This window comes from Burkholderia sp. MSMB1498, assembly GCF_001526245.1.
Classification (GTDB): Bacteria; Pseudomonadota; Gammaproteobacteria; order Burkholderiales; family Burkholderiaceae; genus Burkholderia; species Burkholderia savannae.
Map to the genome: position 1 here is coordinate 20,287 of NZ_LOYJ01000090.1, position 19,461 is coordinate 39,747.

The following is a 19,461-nucleotide window of genomic DNA, read 5'->3' on the forward strand; positions in this document are numbered from 1 at the left end:
CGTGTGTGTCGTGTCGTCGTTGGGGAAGGCGGGCAGGCTCAGATCGCGTCGAGCGGGATCTTCAGGTAGCGCACGCCGTTGTCCTCGGGCTCCGGCAGGCGTCCCGCGCGCATGTTGACCTGCACCGAAGGCAGCATCAGCACCGGCATGTCGAGCGTCGCGTCGCGCGCGGTGCGCATCGCGACGAAGTCGTCTTCGGTGACGCCTTCGCGGATGTGGACGTTCTCGCTCAGCTCGTCGGCGACGGTGCTCACGTACTGCATCGCGCGGCCGTTCGGCTGGTAGTCGTGGCACATGTAGAGGCGCGTGCCGGGCGGCAGGCTCAGCACCTTGCGGATCGACCGGTAGAGCGTGCGCGCGTCGCCGCCGGGGAAGTCGCAGCGCGCGGTGCCGTAGTCGGGCATGAACAGCGTGTCGCCGACGAAGGCGGCCGCCTCGTGCGCGCCGTTTGCCTCGTGCGCCGCGCGCGCGTCGGTCACGACGTAGGTCATGCACGCGGGCGTGTGGCCCGGCGTGTGCATCGCGCGGATCGTGAGCGCGCCGAGCGCGAGCGCGTCGCCGTCGTCGAGCAGGCGGTCGAACTGGCTGCCGTCGTGCGCGAACGCGACTCCCGCGTTGAACAGCTTGCCGAACACGTGCTGCACGCGCGTCACGTGACGGCCGATCGCGATCTCGCCGCCGACGTGCGCTTTCAGGTACGGCGCGGCCGACAGATGGTCGGCGTGCACGTGCGTCTCGAGCAGCCAGCGCACGCGCGCGCCGAGCGCCTGCACGCGCGCGATCAGCTGGTCCGCGTTCGCCGTGCGCGTGCGGCCGGATTTCGGATCGTAGTCGAGCACGCTGTCGATCAGCGCGCATTCGCCGCTGCCGGGATCGAGCAGCAGGTAGCTGATGGTGCACGTCGCCGGATCGAAAAAGCCTTCGACGGTCATCATGGACGCTGTTGTCACGAGGTTTCTCCTGGAGCCGAATCATCGAGTTGGCGATCATTTGAACAAGAACCGTGCCAAGCAGATAGCATTGCCGATCGCCGCGCGCAGGTACTTGATTCAAATCGTGTTTTGCGCAGACGTCCGGCAAGGCGCGCCGCCGCCGAAGCGGCGTTCGTCGCGGTTCGCTGCCATGGTTGGCAGTCTGATGGCAGAATTGGCAGTCGACGCGGCCGTTGGCCGCGCTGCCGGAGCCCAATGCATGGATCAGCACGACGTCATCCCGATCGTTCCCGCTGCGCCGCCCGACGTGGGCGCGCTCGTCTCTTACCTCGAGCAGGACCCGCAGCCGATGATCGTGCTCGATCCGTCATACCGGATACTTGCCGCGAATACCGCGTATCAGCGGCAATTCGGCGTTGCCGGCGAGGCGCACGTCGGGCGCCGCTGCTACCAGGTCTCGCATCACTACGACGTGCCGTGCGACCAGGCGGGCGAGCACTGCCCGATGAAGCCGGCGAGCGAATCGCGCGGCCTGAACCGCGTGCTGCACATCCATCACACGCCGCGCGGGCCCGAGCACGTCGACGTCGAGCTGCGGCCGATCTTCGACGCGCAGGGCGCGGTGATCGCATACGTCGAGCGCCTGACGACCGTGCGCAGCGCGTCGGCCAAGCCGAGCGGCGAGGGGCTCGTCGGCGGCTCGGAGGCGTTCAACGCGGCGCTGTCCGCGCTGCAGCGCGTCGCGCCGTCGATGCTGCCGGTGCTGTTGCTCGGCGAATCGGGCACCGGCAAGGAGCTGTTCGCGCGCGCGCTGCACGAAGCGAGCGCGCGCCCGACGGAGCCGTTCGTCGTCGTCGATTGCTCGGGGATCGCCGAGACGCTGTTCGAAAGCGAGCTGTTCGGCTATGAGAAGGGCGCGTTCACCGGCGCGACCGCGCGCAAGCCCGGCCTCGTCGAAACCGCGCAGGGCGGCACGCTGTTTCTCGACGAGATCGGAGACGTGCCGCCGCCGATGCAGGTGAAGCTGCTGCGCCTCATCGAATCGGGGACGTTCCGGCGGGTGGGCGGCGTCGAGGTGCTGCGCGCGGATTTCCGGCTCGTCGCGGCGACTCACAAGCCGCTCAAGGAGATGATCGGCGACGGCCGGTTCCGGCAGGACCTGTACTACCGGATCAGCGCGTATCCGATTCCGCTGCCCGCCGTGCGCGAGCGCCCGGGCGACATTCCGCTCCTCGTCGATTCGATCCTGCGCCGGATCGCGGCGCTCGTGCCTGCAGCCGGGCAGCGCTTCGCGGTCGCGCCGGAAGCGCTCGCGCGGCTCGAAGCGTATGCGTGGCCGGGCAACATCCGCGAGCTGCGCAACGTGCTCGATCGCGCGTGCCTGTTCGCCGACGACGGCGTGATTCGCGTCGAGCATCTGCCCGACGAAGTCGCGTGCGCGGGCGAAGCGCCGGCGGGGCCCGGCGCGTCGGCGACGCTGTCCGACGACGAGCTCGCGCGGATCGCGCGCGCGTTCGACGGCACGCGGCGCGCGCTCGCCGAGCGCGTCGGGATGAGCGAGCGCACGTTGTACCGGCGGCTGCGCGCGCTCGGGATCGCGACGCGGGATGCGTGAGACCGGCCGGTCCGCGTGCGGGCGGGGCGCAATGCGGGCGGGGCTCGTTCGCGGGGCGACGGTGGGTCGATCGCGCATCGACGATCGTTCGGCGTGAGCGCGTGAAAGCGCGCGAGAACACGAGAACGCGAGAACACGAGAAAGCGAGAAAGCCCGCACGTCGAATGCGACCGCCGTCGCGCCTCGTCGCCGGTTCCTGCCGCTATCCGCCGCTATCCGCCGCTTTCCGTCGCGTTCAGGCGGCGTCGATGCGCGTGAATTCGACGAGCTTGCCGCCGTCGCCGGCGGTCGCGTCGAACTGGTCGGCATACCAGCGGCTGCGGAAATCGCCGCTTTGCCCGGGCAGCAGCGTGCTCCGGCTGAAGCTCGACGATGCGTCGAACGATGCCGCCATGCTCCACACGGCGCCTTCGATCACGCGCGGGCTGCCGGCATTGAGCGAGACGGTCATTTCGCTGCCGTGCCGCTCGGCGGCCGGGATGTCCGTCCAGCGGCGCAGCGGCCCGAGCGCGGCCGACAGCAGATGCGCGAAGCCGAGCCGGTGGTGCCGGCCCCATGTCGGCCAATCGGCGAGTGCGCGCAGCGATTCGAGCGTGTCGTCGAATGCGGCGGCGACGATCGACCCGACCGCGGCCGGGGCCGGAATCCATGGCGACGGCTCGCCGCGCAGCGCGCGCGAGACGAGGCGCGTCGTCGCCAGCGCGCCGTTCTCGAAATAGGCGCGATACGGCTCGAATCGCGGCCCGTAGATCGCCGTCGCGAGCGCCTTGAAGAAGCGGTGCCAGACGAGCGCGGCGGGCGACGCGGGTTCGTCGCGGCAATCCCACGCGCGAAGCAGCGCCACCGCTTGCGCGACGCGCTCCCCCGCGCGCGCCGCATGTGCGTCGAGGAGCGGCAGCAGCATCGGCAGCAACTGCCGGGCGTGAAGATTGGCCGTGTCGCCGAGCACGGCTTGCATGTCGTCCACGGTCCACGTCGACTTCGCCTTCAGCAGCGCGTCGACGCGCCATGCGCGGAAGCTCGGGTTCCAGAGCAGCGTGAGCGCAGCGTCGTCGCGCTCGTCGGCGATCGGATTGTTGCAGTTGACGATGATGCCGCTCGGCGGATTGAGCACCTCGGGAAGCGCATCGAATTCGATGAAGCCGTCCCAATCGTTGGATGCGAGCGTGTGCGTGAGGCCGGCGCGGCGGCGTGGCACGCGTCCGACCGTCTTGAAGCCGATGTCGCCGCCGCGCGCCGCGAACATGAAATTCAGCGACAGGCTCTGAATGTCGGCGAGCGCATGCCTGAAACTCGACCAGTCGCGCGCCTTCGTCACCCCGAGCAGGCCGCGCACGTCGGGCGCGGCGAGCAGCCCGCTCCACGCGAGCACGACGTGCCGGCGCGCGTCGCGTTCGCCGTCGTGGCGGCAGAACGCGTCGACGCTCGGCCCGAGGCGCGTGAAATGCGCGCTCACGGCAACCGTGCCGCCGCCGCGCACGCGAATCTCGGCTTCGTGCACGCCGGGTTCGAACGCAGGATACAGCCCGGCGGCCGTCGACGAATCGACGACCAGCAAGTCCTGCACGTCGAGCTGCGAGTTCGTGATTCCCCATGCGATGTCCGCGTTGTGCCCGGAAATGAATCCGGGCAGGCCGGGCACGTTGACGCCGGATGCGTCGAAGCGGTTGTCGGGGTCCGTGCAGCGCAGTCGCGCCTGATGGAAGATCGCGGGCAGCATGAAGGGCAGATGCGGGTCGTTGCACAGGATCGGATAGCCGTTTTGCGTGTGCCGGCCGCTCACCACCCATGCGTTCGATCCCGTCGCGCTCGCCTGGCCGAGCACGGGCAGCAGCGCGCTCAGATCGACGGTGTGGCCGCACGCGCGGATCGGCACGTCCGCCGCATCGCGCGCGAGCGCGGCGCCCGTCAGCGTCGCGTAGTCGTGAACCGTCGTCCGGGCGCCGAGCGCGTCGACCGCGTCGGCGCGAAACGCGCGGCCGAGCTCGTGCATGAGCGCCTTGTATTTCGCGTTCATGCCGAGTTGCAGCGCCATCAGCTTCAGGACGGCGAACGTGTCGTCCGGCCGCCACGGTTCGGGCGCATAGCCGAGCAGGTCGAATTCGACCGGGCGACGGACGCGATCGCGCATGAGCCGCTCGATCGCGGCGTTCACGCCGTCGCAAAAAGCCGACAGCGACAGGCTGGCGTCGGCCCCGACGAGCCGTGCCGATTCGGCCGCGTAGTGGTCGAGCCGCAGCGTGCGGTGATAACGGTCGAGCGGCAGCGCGGGCGCGCCGAGGATTTCGGCGAGGCGTCCTGCCGCTTCGCGGCGCAGGATGTCCATTTGCCAGAGGCGATCGAGCGCCATCGCGTAGCCTTGCCCGAAATAGACGGCGGGCTCCGAGCGCGCGACGATGCACGGCACGCCCGACCGGCCGCGCGTGATCGACACGCGCGCGTCGCGATACGCGAGCTCGACGGGACGGCCCTCGGCCAGCCGGTAGAACGGCCGCCGGGCGCGGGCCGATGCGAAGCACAACGCGGCGCGAAGGGTTCTGCTGACGTTCATGATCGACACCGGAAGAGGGGCGGACGAGGCCGCGGACATGCGCTCGAGGCGCGACTTGCGGCGCGGCTCGAGGCGCGACGCGCCGGCGGGCGGGGCCGTCAGCGGTTCTGGACTTCGAGCCGGCCCGCCGGCGCGGGCTTGATCTGCGAGCCGACGGCGAACGTGAGCAGGCTGAGCAGCGCGATGAAGCCCATGCCGTAGAACATGGCGGCGCCGCCGTAGTGCAGCAGCACGAGGCCGCCAAGCCAGGGCCCGAGCAGGTTGCCGACGTTGCTGAGCGAATGCGCGCCGTAATAGATGCCGCGCAGCGGCTCGGGCGTGATGCTGTCGAGGACCGCGTATTCCGATGGGATCAGCAGCACTTCGCCCCACGTGAAGACGACCATCGACACGACGAGCGCGATCATGTTCGGCGAATTCGCGAAGCCGGCCGCGCCGATCGCGAGCAGGATCGCGCCGAGCGTGAGCGACGTGAACGGTCCGCGCCGTTCGCCGATGCGGTTCAGCAACGGCTGGCTCAAGACGACCGTGATCGCGTTCGTGCTCATCAGCCAGGCGAACATCTTGAGCCCGTCGTCGAACGCGCCGATCAGGTATTGCGAGAACGTGACCGACATTTCGCCGTGCACGGCGATCGCGAGCATGCTGCCCGCGGTGAAGAGGACGAGGCGCCGGTCGGTGCCGATGACGCGCAGCTTCGCGGCGAGCGGCAACTCGGAGGCGGCCGCTTCGTGCGGCGCGCGGCCGAACACGAGCCGGGCCGTGATCGCGTAGATCGCGATCGAGAACAGCAGGTAGACGGCGCCCGTGATGAGGAACACGGGGGATTTGTCGAGCAGGCCGAGCGACGCGCCGAGCAGCGGCCCGATCGCGAAGCCGATGTTGATCGCCACGTAGCGCCGCGCGAATGCGCGCAGCCGCTGCTCGGGCGGCAGATTGTCGCTGATGGTCGCTTTCGAGACCGGATCGTAGAACGAGCTCGCGAGATTGATGAAGAGGTTGATCACGAAGACCTGCCACGCGTCGGCCGCGAAATGAAGCGCGGCGAACGACAGGCTCGATACGAGCAGGCAGCCGGTCAGCACCTTGCGCCGGCCGAGCACGTCGGACAGATGGCCGCCGAAGAAGCCGCCGAACGTGCCGACGAGCGCGCCCGTGCCGAGCAGCAGGCCGATCGTCGCCGCGTCGAGCCCCATCCGTTCGTGCAGGTAGATCGCCAGAAACGGCAGGCTCATCGCGCGCGCCATCACGACGAAGCCGGTGCCGACGATCAGCAGCCAGACGAGGAGCGGGTGTCTTGCCTTTGCTTGACTCATGTATGTCTCATCGAAAACCGTTGAGGACCGGCCGTGCCGTACCGAGGCGGCGCACGCTCGCGCGATGCGGCGCATGCGCCGTCGCGCGAGCGTGCGCCGTGGGCCGTGCCGCAGGTCCGGTATTGTACTCAGCGTTTTTGTGGTTGCGTAAGCTTGGCGTCGGCGAAGCGTCAGCTTTCGCCCGACAGGATTTCACGCACGATCGCGAGCGTGCGGTCGATGTCGTGCGCCGAATGGTGGTAGTGCGTCACGGCGCGGATGTTGCCGTGGCCGAGCTCCGCCATTCGAACGCCGCGCGCCGCGAGCGCGCCGAGAAAGCCGCGCTGGTCGAGCGACGCGTGCCGGACCTTGAAGAACACCATGTTGGTCTGCACGCGCTCGTGCGCGAGCTCGATGCCGTCGATCGCGGCCAGGCCGTCGGCGAGGCGCCGCGCGTGCGCGTGATCGTCGGCGAGGCGCTCGACCATCGTGCGCAGCGCGACGTCGCCGGCGGCCGTGACGACGCCGATCTGCCGCATGCCGCCGCCGAGCAGCTTGCGCCAGCGGCGCACGCGCGCGATCGTGTCGCGATCGGACACGACGATCGAGCCCGCGGGCGCGGCGAGACTTTTCGATAGGCAGAATTGCAGCGTGTCGCCGTATGCGGCGATGCGCTTCGCGTCGACGCCAAGCGCGATCGCCGCATTGAACACGCGCGCGCCGTCGATATGGAGCGCAAGGCAGTGCGCGTCGCAGAACGCGCGCAGCGCGTGCAGATAGTCGAGCGACAGCGGGGTGCCCCCCGTGCGCACGTGAGGCGTTTCGATCGCCACGATGCCGGGCGGCGCGCACTGCGTGTCGTCGGCGTCGCGCAGCGCGCCTTGCAGCGCGTCGAGCGGAATTTCGCCGCGCGCGTTCGTCGCGAGCGGGTGCAGGACGATGCCGCCGACCACGGACACTCCCCCCGCCTCGTAGTTGTAAAGGTCGGAATCGTCGCCGACGAACAGTTCCCTGCCGCGCTCGCACTGCGCGAGAATCGCGCTCAGATTGGCCATCGTGCCCGACGGCAGCCAGCAGGCGGCCTCCTTGCCGAGCAGGTCGGCCGCATACGATTCGAGCCGGTTGGTGCTGGGGTCTTCGCCATAGACGTCGTCGCCGACGTCGGCCTCGTACATCGCCTGGCGCATGGCTGCCGTGGGCAGGGTGACGGTGTCGCTCAGGAAGTCGAATTGGATGGGCTTGCCGCTCATGCTGGAATCAGCTCCTCGAGTTTTAGCGTGACGAGCCGCGCGATCGCTTGCGCGTGCCGGCTCTTGACGATGGAAAAATGGTCCGCGTCGACGTCGGTGACGGCGAGCTCGGGCAGCCGCGTGCGCCAGACGTCGGCGGATCGGCGCGCGGCTGCCGCTTGGGCGTCCCGCGCGGCCAGAAAGTAGTCGGCGGGGCCTTGCCACGCGGGCCGCGGCAGGTAGCCGGCGAGCCGGCGCAGGTTCGCCGCCGTGATCCGGTAGCGTTCGGTCAGCTCGTCGAGCGTGATCGCGGCCGGCAGGCGGCCGGTGTCGCGGCCGATCGTCCACAGGTGCCGCAGCGCGTCGCTTTCTTCGCCGTCGATGTCGCCGTCGGGCACGAGATGCTTCCATTGCGCGAGCTCGTCGGCGGCGAAGCCGAGATCGAGCGCGAAGGTCGCGAGCGCCTGGCGGCCGAGCGTTTCGCCGCCGGGCACGGACAGGTGCGTGTCGATGAGTCCGAGCCAGCGCACCTTCACGCCGTGCTTCTCGAGTTCGCCCGCCATCTCGAAGCCGACGACGCCGCCGAACGACCAGCCGAGCAGGCAAACCTCCGCGTGCTCGGCGCGCTCGAGCCATGCGCGCGCGTAGAGCGCGGCGAGCCCGGCCGCGCTGCCCGTCGTTTCCGCGGCGACGATCTCGCGCGTCTGCTGACAGCCCCAGACGACGCCGGGATAGTCGAGTGCGTTGACGAGGTCGCCGTAGCAGAGCGACGAGCCCCCGATGGGCGGCACGAGCAGCAGCGGCGCGACGGCGGCGGCGCCGTCGCGGAACCGCTCGACGGGCGGCTCGACGTCGTGCCCGGTGCGGGCGGCGTCGATTTCGCGCGCGAGCTGCTCGATGCTCGGGCTGCGAAACAGCATCGCCGCCGTCAACGGCACGGCGAAGCGCTTCGCCAGGTGGTCGAGCAGCTTGAGCGCCGTCAGCGAATGGCCGCCCATTTCGAAGAAGTGATCGTGCCGGCCGACGGGCGCGTAATCGAGCAGCGTCTGCCACACGGCGGCGACGGCCGTTTCGGTCGGGCCGCGAGGCGGTTCGCTGTCGCGCGACGACGCGCGCGCATCGTCAGGCACGGGAAGCCGCTTGCGATCGAGCTTGCCGTTGGGGGTGAGGGGAAGGGCGTCGAGGAAGACGAACGCGGCGGGGATCATGTAGGCGGGGAGGAAGGCGGCGAGCGCGGCGCGCAGGTTGGCGGCGGAGGCGGCCTGGGGGTCGTGCGGGACGACGTAGGCGACGAGCTGGGCATCGCCGGCGCGCTCGAGGGCGATGACGGCGGCTTCGCGAACGCCGTCGCAGGCGCCGAGGCGCGCGTCGATCTCGCCGAGCTCGATGCGAAAGCCGCGGATCTTGACCTGATGGTCGAGTCGGCCGAGGAATTCGAGCTGTCCGTCGGGGAGCCATCGCACGAGGTCGCCGGTGCGGTAGAGGCGGCGCACGGGGGAGTCGTGGAGGGGGTTGTCGACGAAGCGCTCGGCGGTGAGCTCGGGCCGGCCGAGGTAGCCGCGCGCGAGGCCGGCGCCGCCGAGGAAGAGCTCGCCGGGCACGCCGACGGGCTGCAGTTGCCCGGCGGCGGAGAGGACGAAGGCCTGGGTGTTGGAGATGGGGGAGCCGATGGAGGGCCGGCCGCGCGGGGTGCGCAGGGCGCAGGTCGAATAGGTGGTGTCCTCGGAGGGGCCGTAGAGGTCGTAGACGCGCTCGACGCCGGCGTCGTAGAGGGCGTCGACGAGGCTCTGGCGCAGGGGTTCGCCGGCGAGGTTGACGGTGCGCACGGAGGCGGGGAGGCGGCCGGTCTGCAAGAGCGCGTGAATGGCGGAGGGGACGGAGTTGACGAGGCGGACGAGTCCGTCGGGGAGCTCGGGCAGGGCGAGGACGTCGCGCACGAGGACGATGCGACCGGCGGCGGCGAGGGTGGCGAAGATCTCGAAGACGGACAGGTCGAAGCAGACCGAGGTGGAGGCGAGGACGCCGTCGAACGACTCGGGGGGGAAGGCGCGGCGGGCCCAGTCGATGAAGGAGACGGCGTTGCGGTGCTCGATCATCACGCCCTTGGGGGAGCCGGTGGAGCCGGAGGTGTAGATGAGATAGGCGAGATGATGGGGGGCGAGGCCGACGTCGGCGGGGTCGGGGTTGTGATCCGGGGCGCGGCCGAGGCGGTCGACCAGGCCGGGATCGTCGAGGTGGACGACGTGGCGGACGGTGGAGCCGTCGTCGAGGGCGAAGGAGCGGGAGGCGATGACGCACTGTGCGCGGGAGTCGCGCAGCATGTAGTCGATGCGCTCGCGGGGGTAGGCGGGATCGAGGGGGAGATAGGCGGAGCCGGCCTTGAGGACGGCGAGCAGCGAGACGACGAGTTCGGTCGAGCGCTCGAGGCAGACGCCGACGAGGGAGTCTGGGGCGAGGCCGAGCGGCCGCAGCAGATGGGCGAGGCGGTTGGCGCGCGCGTTGAGCTCGCGGTAGGTGAGCGCGACGCCGTTGCAGTGGAGCGCGATGCGCTGGGGAAAGCGGTCGGCCTGCTCCTCGAAGAGGCGGTGGATGCAGGCGAGTTCGGGATAGGGGGCGGCGGTGCGGTTCCAGCGCTGGAGGAGCCGGCGTTCGTCGTCGGGGAGGAGGTCGAGCTGTGCGACGGGGGTGTCGGGTCGGCGCAGGGCGTCGGCGACGAGGCTGTCGAAGCGCTCGGCGAAGCGTGAGACGGTGTCGTGCTCGAAGAGCGCGCATGCATACTCCCAGACGAGGCGGAGGCGGCCGTCGGGCAGGGAGTCGATCTGGAGGCTGAGGTCGAACTTGGCGGGGATGACGGGGTTGCCGAGCGAGCGGGCGTGGAGGCCGGCGAGGTGCAGCGGGGGCGAGTCGTTGTTGTTCAGGGAGAGCATGACCTGAAACAACGGGGCATGGGCGAGGCTGCGCGCGGGGTTGATGGCGTCGACGAGCTGCTCGAAGGGGAGCTGCTGGTGCTCGTAGGCGTCGAGCAGGCGCTGCCGGGACTGCAGGAGCAGGGCGTGAAAGGAGAGGTCCGGGTCGACGCGGCTGCGCAGGACGAGGGTGTTGACGAAGAAGCCGACGATCGGGGCGAGCTCGGGGCGCGGGCGGTTGGCGACGGGGGAGCCGACGACGACGTCGGCGGTGCCGGAGAGCCTGGAGAGGAAAGCGGCGAAGGCGGCCTGGAGGACCATGAAGAGGGTGGCCTGCCGGGAGGAGGCGAACTGGAGGAGATCGCGGTGCCGGGAGGCGTCGAGGTGCCGGACGATCTGCCCGCTGCGATGATCGGCGAGGGCGGGCCGGGGGCGATCGAGGGGCAGGTTGTGGACGGTGGGCAGATCGTGCAGCGCCGCCGTCCAGTAGGCGAGATCGCGTTCGCGCGTCGGCGAGCGCGCGTCGCGGCGCTGCCAGCTTGCGTAGTCCTTGTACTGAATCCGCAGCGGCTCGAGCGGATTCGGCAGGCCTTGGACATAGGCGTTGTAGAGCTCGCCGATTTCGCGCGTCAGGACCCCCATCGACCAGCCGTCCGAGGCGATGTGATGGAGCGTGACCAGCAGCACGTGCGTGCGCGGAGCGAGCCGCAGCAATGTCGCGCGCAGCATCCGGTCCGTGCTCAGATCGAACGGCGCTGCGGCTTCCTCGCGCGCGAGCTGCTCGGCGCGTGCAACGCGCGCGTCTTCCGCCTCGTCGCTCAGGTCGATGTGCGCAAGCTCGACGGCGCTCGCGCGCCGCACGATCTGCACGCAGTCGCCGTCGTCGTCGGTTCCGTAGACCGTGCGCAGCACTTCATGCCGCTCGAGCAGCGTGTCGAGCGTTCGCTCGAGCGCGCCCACGTTCAGATCGCCGTCGAGATGCAGCGCGACGGGCATGTTGTATTGTCCGCTCGCGGATTCGATCCGCTCCAGCATCCACAGGCGCTGCTGCGCGAACGACGCATGGCGCACGTCCCGGTTCGAATCGATGCCGAGACGTTCGAGCAAGTCGAGAATCCGGCTCTTGTGCGTCTTCAGGTAGAGCTTGAGATCTTCCGGCAAGCCGTCGCGGCGAAACGCGATCTTCAGGTTGCCGTCGACGCGGTCGAGTTCGATGCCGCGATCGTGCAGGTCGATGAGGGTATTCAACAGATTCATAGGATGAGCTCGTCTTTTTCGGTGTCGTCGAGGGGCGACGGCCGCAGGGGCGTGTGCGCGACGGGCGCGGCCGGCGCGAGCGTGTCGAGCGCGCGGGCGAGTTCGCGAATCGTCGGGTGATTGAACGCGGTCATCACGGGCAGCGTCACCTTCAGGCGATCGGCGACGGTCGCGATCATCCGGGTGGCCAGCAGCGAATGTCCGCCGAGTTCGAAGAAGTTTTCCGTCACGCCGATCGGCACGCGCTGCAGCAGCGTTTGCCAGACGTCGCGCAGCATCGCTTCGGTGTCGTTCGCGGGCGGCGCGAGATGCGCGGCGGCGTGCGAGCGGTCGGCATCGTCAGGCACGGGAAGCCGCTTGCGATCGAGCTTGCCGTTGGGAGTGAGGGGAAGGGCGTCGAGGAAGACGAACGCGGCGGGGATCATGTAGGCGGGGAGGAAGGCGGCGAGCGCGGCGCGCAGGTTGGCGGCGGAGGCGGCCTGGGGGTCGTGCGGGACGACGTAGGCGACGAGCTGGGCATCGCCGGCGCGCTCGAGGGCGATGACGGCGGCTTCGCGAACGCCGTCGCAGGCGCCGAGGCGCGCGTCGATCTCGCCGAGCTCGATGCGAAAGCCGCGGATCTTGACCTGATGGTCGAGTCGGCCGAGGAATTCGAGCTGTCCGTCGGGGAGCCATCGCACGAGGTCGCCGGTGCGGTAGAGGCGGCGCACGGGGGAGTCGTGGAGGGGGTTGTCGACGAAGCGCTCGGCGGTGAGCTCGGGCCGGCCGAGGTAGCCGCGCGCGAGGCCGGCGCCGCCGAGGAAGAGCTCGCCGGGCACGCCGACGGGCTGCAGTTGCCCGGCGGCGGAGAGGACGAAGGCCTGGGTGTTGGAGATGGGGGAGCCGATGGAGGGTCGGCCGCGCGGGGTGCGCAGGGCGCAGGTCGAATAGGTGGTGTCCTCGGAGGGGCCGTAGAGGTCGTAGACGCGCTCGACGCCGGCGTCGTAGAGGGCGTCGACGAGGCTCTGGCGCAGGGGTTCGCCGGCGAGGTTGACGGTGCGCACGGAGGCGGGGAGGCGGCCGGTCTGCAAGAGCGCGTGAATGGCGGAGGGGACGGAGTTGACGAGGCGGACGAGTCCGTCGGGGAGCTCGGGCAGGGCGAGGACGTCGCGCACGAGGACGATGCGACCGGCGGCGGCGAGGGTGGCGAAGATCTCGAAGACGGACAGGTCGAAGCAGACCGAGGTGGAGGCGAGAACGCCGTCGAACGACTCGGGGGGGAAGGCGCGGCGGGCCCAGTCGATGAAGGAGACGGCGTTGCGGTGCTCGATCATCACGCCCTTGGGGGAGCCGGTGGAGCCGGAGGTGTAGATGAGATAGGCGAGATGATGGGGGGCGAGGCCGACGTCGGCGGGGTCGGGGTTGTGATCCGGGGCGCGGCCGAGGCGGTCGACCAGGCCGGGATCGTCGAGGTGGACGACGTGGCGGACGGTGGAGCCGTCGTCGAGGGCGAAGGAGCGGGAGGCGATGACGCACTGTGCGCGGGAGTCGCGCAGCATGTAGTCGATGCGCTCGCGGGGGTAGGCGGGATCGAGGGGGAGATAGGCGGAGCCGGCCTTGAGGACGGCGAGCAGCGAGACGACGAGTTCGGTCGAGCGCTCGAGGCAGACGCCGACGAGGGAGTCTGGGGCGAGGCCGAGCGGCCGCAGCAGATGGGCGAGGCGGTTGGCGCGCGCGTTGAGCTCGCGGTAGGTGAGCGCGACGCCGTTGCAGTGGAGCGCGATGCGCTGGGGAAAGCGGTCGGCCTGCTCCTCGAAGAGGCGGTGGATGCAGGCGAGTTCGGGATAGGGGGCGGCGGTGCGGTTCCAGCGCTGGAGGAGCCGGCGTTCGTCGTCGGGGAGGAGGTCGAGCTGCGCGACGGGGGTGTCGGGTCGGCGCAGGGCGTCGGCGACGAGGCTGTCGAAGCGCTCGGCGAAGCGTGAGACGGTGTCGTGCTCGAAGAGCGCGCATGCATACTCCCAGACGAGGCGGAGGCGGCCGTCGGGCAGGGAGTCGATCTGGAGGCTGAGGTCGAACTTGGCGGGGATGACGGGGTTGCCGAGCGAGCGGGCGTGGAGGCCGGCGAGGTGCAGCGGGGGCGAGTCGTTGTTGTTCAGGGAGAGCATGACCTGAAACAACGGGGCATGGGCGAGGCTGCGCGCGGGGTTGATGGCGTCGACGAGCTGCTCGAAGGGGAGCTGCTGGTGCTCGTAGGCGTCGAGCAGGCGCTGCCGGGACTGCAGGAGCAGGGCGTGAAAGGAGAGATCCGGGTCGACGCGGCTGCGCAGGACGAGGGTGTTGACGAAGAAGCCGACGATCGGGGCGAGCTCGGGGCGCGGGCGGTTGGCGACGGGGGAGCCGACGACGACGTCGGCGGTGCCGGAGAGCCTGGAGAGGAAAGCGGCGAAGGCGGCCTGGAGGACCATGAAGAGGGTGGCCTGCCGGGAGGCGGCGAACTGGAGGAGATCGCGGTGCCGGGAGGCGTCGAGGTGCCGGACGATCTGCCCGCTGCGATGATCGGCGAGGGCGGGCCGGGGGCGATCGAGGGGCAGGTTGTGGACGGTGGGCAGATCGTGCAGCGCCGCCGTCCAATAGGCGAGATCGCGTTCGCGCGTCGGCGAATCATCGTCGCGGGCGGCGGCCGCGCCGGCCGATGCCGGCGCCGACAGGCGCGCGCGGTCGAGCGTGCCGTCGAGCGCGAGCGGCAGCGCGGGCAGCACGACGATCGCGTCGGGCGTGAGCTCGGCGGGCAAGGCCGCACCTGCGTCACGCAACAAGTCGGGCGTCGACAGGATCGCGCCCGCGCGCGGCGTGACGTAAGCGACGCGCTCGTGACCGGTGTCGCCCGCGGTGCGCCGAAGGATCGCGATTGCGTCGCTTACGCCGTCTTGCGCCGACAGCCAGGCTTCGACGTGCCGCGCGCCGGCCCAGGAACCGTAGCCGCGCGTCGGCGCGTCGGCGCGTCCGAGATATTCGACGACGCCGTCGGCGCGCCAGCGCGCGAGGTCGCCGGTATCGCGCGGCCCGCGGCGCTCGTCGACGTCGGGGTGCTCGCCGACGTCGGGGCGAACGGAGTCGACGTGCGGCGCGTTCGCATCCCGCCGCGCCGATGCGGGCGTGCGCGCATCGCCGACGTACACGCGCCCGGCGATCCCGGGCGGCACGGGCCGCTTGCGCGCATCCAGTATCTGCAGCGTGACGCCGTCCGCCGGACAGCCGAGCACGCACGTTTCGTCGCTCGACGGCTCCGTCGCCGCGCCAAGCGTCCACGCGGCGACGGGACCGGCGAACGCGTTCGCGTCATGGAGCGCGACGACGCGCAAGTGCGGATATTTGTCGAGCCATGGCGCGATACGGCGCGCACTCGCCGGCTCGCCTTCCAGGAATACGTGCCGCACGCCCGACAATTCCCGATGCCGCTCGGCGTCGACGAGTGCGTGGAAGAAGCTCGGCGCGACGTTCAACACGGTGATGCCGCGCGCGGCGATCTCGCGGAGCACGGCGTCGGGATCGAAGCGCGCGTCGCTGAAATGCACCTGCGCGCCGATCAGCAGCGGCGTCAGGATGTGCTTTTGCGCGGCCGCCGTATCGAAGCTCGTCGTCACGAGGAAGCGGTCCGCTGCGTCGAGCGAGAACGCCCGGGCGTACCAGCGCGCGACGTCGCGCAGGTCGCGATGAGTCGCGACGACGGCGTGCGCAACGCCGCCTGACGGGCGGGTGACGAAGGCCGGAAGGCCGGAATCGAAAGCGCCTGCGCCTGCGTCGGATTCGGCGGATTCGACGTCTCGCGAGCTCGCCGCGTGGTGCGGCACGCTTTGCGCCAGGTCTTGCGCCGCGTCCGCGTCGAGCTTCAGCACCGGCGTGTCCGAGCCGTCGAGATACGCGGAGAGCGCCGCCTGCACGAGCGTCGCGCCGGGCGCGAAATCGCGCAGCCGCGCGCTCAGCTCCGCGGGCGGCCTCGCCGGGTCGAGGATCGTATAGGCGGCGCCCGTTTCCAGCACGCCGAGGATGCCGGCGACCAGATCGGCCCCCGGGCCGGCGTAAATCGCGACGCGATCGAGCGGTCCGATGCCGAGCGCTCGCAGTCGTCGCGCGACGTCGGCCGCGCGAGACGCGAGCTCGGCGTACCGCATCGGCGCCTCGCCGGACTGGACGGCCGGCGCGTCGGGCTCGGCTGCCGCGCGCGCGAAGAAGGCCTGATGCGCGAGCGGACCTGTCGCGTCGATCGCGGCGCCGCGCTCCCATTGTTCGAACACGCGTGCGCGTTGCGCGGGCGGGAGCGGGTCGAGCTCGTCGAGCGCAGCGTCGGCGGCGCTCGCGCCGAGCTGCGACACGACGTGAAGCCACTGTTCGACGAACGCGTCGAGCGCCTGCCGGGAAAAGAGTCCGGCCGCCGCGCGCGCGGCGACGCATGCACCCTCGCCCGAGATCGCGAACGCGATGGCGAGTTGCGCATCCGGAAGCGCGTGCGGGTCGGGGGGCGTCTGCGTCGCCGCGATCACGACATGCGGCCAGGCGTCGACCGGGCCGCCGGGATGCGCGAGCCAGCCGTCGCTGTCCGCGAGCAATTCGCCGACCGTCTGCCGGCCGGGCGGCGTCGTCGACAGCGCCGAGTACGTCGCCGCGCGCACGTCGTGCGTGAGTGCAAGCGCGAGCGCCGTTGCGCTTGCGGCATGTTCGGTGATGCGCGCCACCAGCACGCGCGCCGCCGAGACGAAAAGCGCCCGCGGATCGACCGACAGGCGTTGCGCCTGCTCGGCGAGTCGCGCGAGCCAGTCGCCGTCGAGCGGGCGGCGGCAGTGCGCTTGCTCCGCGCCCGCCGCGCGCGGCAGCGTGTGGGTGAGGTCGAGCCACGCGGGCCGTGCGGCGGGGGGCTTGCCGAGTCTCGAGATCAACGCGCGCTTGAAGTTCGGCGCGCCCGTTCGAATGGTCGTGCTCATAGGTGTTCTCTTTCGCGAATGGGGCGGACTAATGGCTGGCGAGTTGCTGCACGGCGAGCCGTCGCATCTGTTCCGCTTCGCGCCAGATGTCCTGTCTGCGGCGCAAAGCGGCTTCGTCGTCGGCGAGCGCGTGGCATGCCCGCGCGACGCCGTGGTTCAGGTCCGCGGCGCCGGGGCCGCCGCCGAACCGGTGGCTTTGCGCCCAATGGAGCGGACGGCTCGACATGAAGTCGGGCTCGAGCGCGGCGAGCGCGTCGTAGCTCGACCGCCCGTGCGCGACGCTGTCGCGCACCGCCTGCGCGACTTGCGTGTGCGCGGTGCGGAAATCGAGCGACTGGCGCGCGACGAGCGATTCCGACACGGCCATCGCGGCGACCGCGGTCTCCTTCAGATGGTCGTCGATTCGTTCGCTCGCGGCGTCGAGCCCGTCGATTAGCAGCGCGGCGATCGTCGCCGCTTCCACGATCGCCGTGCATGCTTGCGCGATGAGGCCGTTCATCGGCGAGCCCGCTTCGAACGAATTCGTATACGGCGTTTTGCCGAGCGTCGCGGTGCAGCTCGCGAGCGCGCCGAGCGGAACGCCCGCGCGGCTCTTGACGAATTCGACGAGGAATGGATTCTTCTTTTGCGGCAGCATCGACGAGCCGCCCGTCAGCCCGTCGGGGAGCGACACCAGTGCGAACTCGGCGGTGGTCCAGATCTGCAGGTCCTGCGCGATGCGCGAGAGCATCACGCCGATCGCGTTCGCGGCCGACAGGAAATGCAGCACGCCGCTGCGGTTGGCCACGGCGTCGAGACTGTTCGACGCCGGCTGCTCGAAGCCGAGCAGCTTGCACACGAGCTCCGGATCGATCGGCAAGGTCGTGCCGCCGCCCGCGCCTGCGCCGAGCGGGCACACGTCGACGTGCCGATAGAGCGCGAGAAGCGCGCGGCATTCGTTCGCGAGCGCTTCGTCGTAGGCGAGAAGCTGATGCGCGAACGTGCCCGGCAGCGCCGGCTGGTACTGGCTGTAGATCGGAAACGCCCGGTCGACGTTCGCCGACGCCTTGAAGACGAGGCTGCGCCGCAGGTGCCACAGCGCGTCGAACACGCGCGATGTCGCGTCGCGCAGATGCAGCTTCGTCGTGGCCGCGTTGATGTCGTTGCGCGACCGGCCCGTTTGCAGCACGCCGCCGACTTCCTCGCCGAGCGTGTCGATCAGGTAGCGCTCGACGAGCATGTAGAGGCCGCGCGGCCGCGGTCGCGCGAGAAGCGGCGCATAGCGTTGCGCTCTCAGGCTCTGATGCGCGAGCAGAAGCGGCTTGATCCTGTCGAGTCCGACGACGTGCGTCGCGCCGAGCATCACGAGATGCGCCTCGTTCAGATCGAACAGGTAGTCGAGCTCGGCGAGCGGCGCGTCCTCGTCCGCGCCGCCGTAGACGATCGCCTGCACGTGCGCGGGCAGGCCGGGTTTCACGGCATCGGCGGCATGCGGCGCGGCCGCGTTCGCCGACGCGTCGGCGTCGATGTCGACGCGCAGTTCGGCGACCGCGCGATCGGCGAGCGCCTCGACCGATTCGCGATCGTCGCCCGCGCAGACGACGGCCGCGATGCGGTCGCGGAAGCTGCCTTCGAGCCGCAGCGCGTCGCCCGGCCGCGCGATCGGGTGGAAGTGCCTGAGCTCGGGGGCCGCGGCGACGTCGGGCGGCAGCGCGAGCGGGCTGCGCAGCACGCCTTCGCGCGCCGGCAGCGCGAAGCGGATCGCGCCGTAGCGTTTCGCGGTGAGATCGGCAAAGGCGGTGGCGCCCAGCCACATGTCGAGGATGTGGTCGAGCAGATCGGCGTCGAATACCTCGCCGAGGAGGACGGGAATGAGCCCGCCCGCGAGCCGCGGATTGATCTCGATGATCGTCACCGCGTCGTCGCGCACGCGCAGCTCGGTATGGGCGGGGCCGAACGCGTAGCCGACCGCGTCGAGCGCACGCAGCACGGTGCTCTCGATGCGCTCCCGTTGCCGGCTCGACAGCGGCGCCGGGTAGTCGTGGCCGATCTCGACGAAGAGCGGCTCGGGCCCGAGCCGCTTCCTGACGACGCCGACGATTTGCGTCTTGCCGCCGATCGTCAGCGTTTCGACCGAATACTCGTCGCCTTCGACGTAGGCTTGCGCGAGGGCCGCGTGGGTGCCGGCGCGGCGCAGGCTGTCGCAGTGCTCGAATACTTCGTCCGCGTTTTCGCAACGGCGCACGCCGACGCTGCCCGATCCCATTCTCGGCTTGACGACGGCCGGATAGGCGAGGCCGTCGAGCCGGGGCGCGGCGGCCTCGTCGAGCGTCAGCGCGAGCGTGCGCGGCGCGTCGATGCCGCGTTCGGCGAGCACGTCCGCGAGCCGCTTCTTGTCGCGGCAGATGCGCGTCGCATCGGTGTTCGCGGTCGGCAGCCCGAGCCGCCGCGCGACTTCGCCCGCGACCTCGATGTAAAACTCGGACGACGAAAAAACGGCGACGACGCCGCCGAGCGAGGATACGAAACGGTGAACGGCGTCGGCGTCGCTCGTATCGATCGAGACCGTCACGACTCGGGTCGTGTCGAGAAACGGATACTTGTCGCGGTTCGCCGTGAGGAAGTAGGGCGTGAGGCCGCGATGCAGCGCCTTGCGGATGAAGAGCTCGCCCGTGCCGGTCGTGTTGCTCTCGATGAAGACAAAGATGCCCGTCATGTTGTGTACAGAACGTCGGTGGA

Annotated in this window: 8 protein-coding genes; 1 reads left to right on the forward strand and 7 read right to left on the reverse strand. The window is 70.4% G+C overall.

The genetic code is table 11. The features are described 5' to 3' along the window. Positions 1–38: 38 nt before the first annotated feature. Entirely contained in the window at positions 39–932 is an 894-nt protein-coding gene (locus WS91_RS19600) for an MBL fold metallo-hydrolase (protein WP_059577545.1), read from the reverse strand. A 259-nt stretch (positions 933–1,191) separates the two neighbouring features. On the opposite strand from WS91_RS19600, the gene WS91_RS19605 reads away from it, so the two are divergent. Next, positions 1,192–2,547, forward strand: coding sequence for a sigma-54 interaction domain-containing protein (locus WS91_RS19605; protein WP_059670821.1), 1,356 nt, complete (start codon positions 1,192–1,194; stop codon positions 2,545–2,547). A gap of 235 nt (positions 2,548–2,782) precedes the next feature. On the opposite strand, the gene WS91_RS19610 is transcribed toward WS91_RS19605, so the two are convergent. From WS91_RS19610 to WS91_RS19635, 6 genes are all read right to left on the reverse strand, one after another. Beyond that, the gene (locus WS91_RS19610) at positions 2,783–5,098 is read right to left on the reverse strand and encodes a penicillin acylase family protein (protein WP_197422253.1); all 2,316 of its coding nucleotides are present in this window, start codon (positions 5,096–5,098) and stop codon (positions 2,783–2,785) included. 98 nt (positions 5,099–5,196) lie between these two features. Continuing rightward, positions 5,197–6,414, reverse strand: a complete 1,218-nt coding sequence (locus WS91_RS19615) for an MDR family MFS transporter (protein ID WP_009927591.1) — start codon at positions 6,412–6,414, stop codon at positions 5,197–5,199. A gap of 170 nt (positions 6,415–6,584) precedes the next feature. Next, entirely contained in the window at positions 6,585–7,643 is a 1,059-nt protein-coding gene (locus WS91_RS19620; RefSeq protein ID WP_059577427.1) for a GntG family PLP-dependent aldolase, read from the reverse strand. Next, on the reverse strand, positions 7,640–11,785 hold the full coding sequence (locus tag WS91_RS19625; RefSeq protein WP_059627733.1) for a non-ribosomal peptide synthetase: 4,146 nt from the start codon (positions 11,783–11,785) through the stop codon (positions 7,640–7,642). Before WS91_RS19625 ends, WS91_RS19620 begins: the two co-directional genes overlap by 4 nt. Further along, positions 11,782–16,743, reverse strand: a complete 4,962-nt coding sequence (locus WS91_RS19630; protein WP_059670823.1) for a non-ribosomal peptide synthetase — start codon at positions 16,741–16,743, stop codon at positions 11,782–11,784. The genes WS91_RS19625 and WS91_RS19630 overlap by 4 nt, the downstream gene beginning before the upstream one ends. A 28-nt stretch (positions 16,744–16,771) precedes the next feature. Next, complete coding sequence (locus WS91_RS19635; RefSeq protein ID WP_059670824.1) at positions 16,772–19,438, reverse strand: lyase family protein; 2,667 nt, start codon at positions 19,436–19,438, stop codon at positions 16,772–16,774. Between the last annotated feature and the right edge of the window lie 23 nt (positions 19,439–19,461).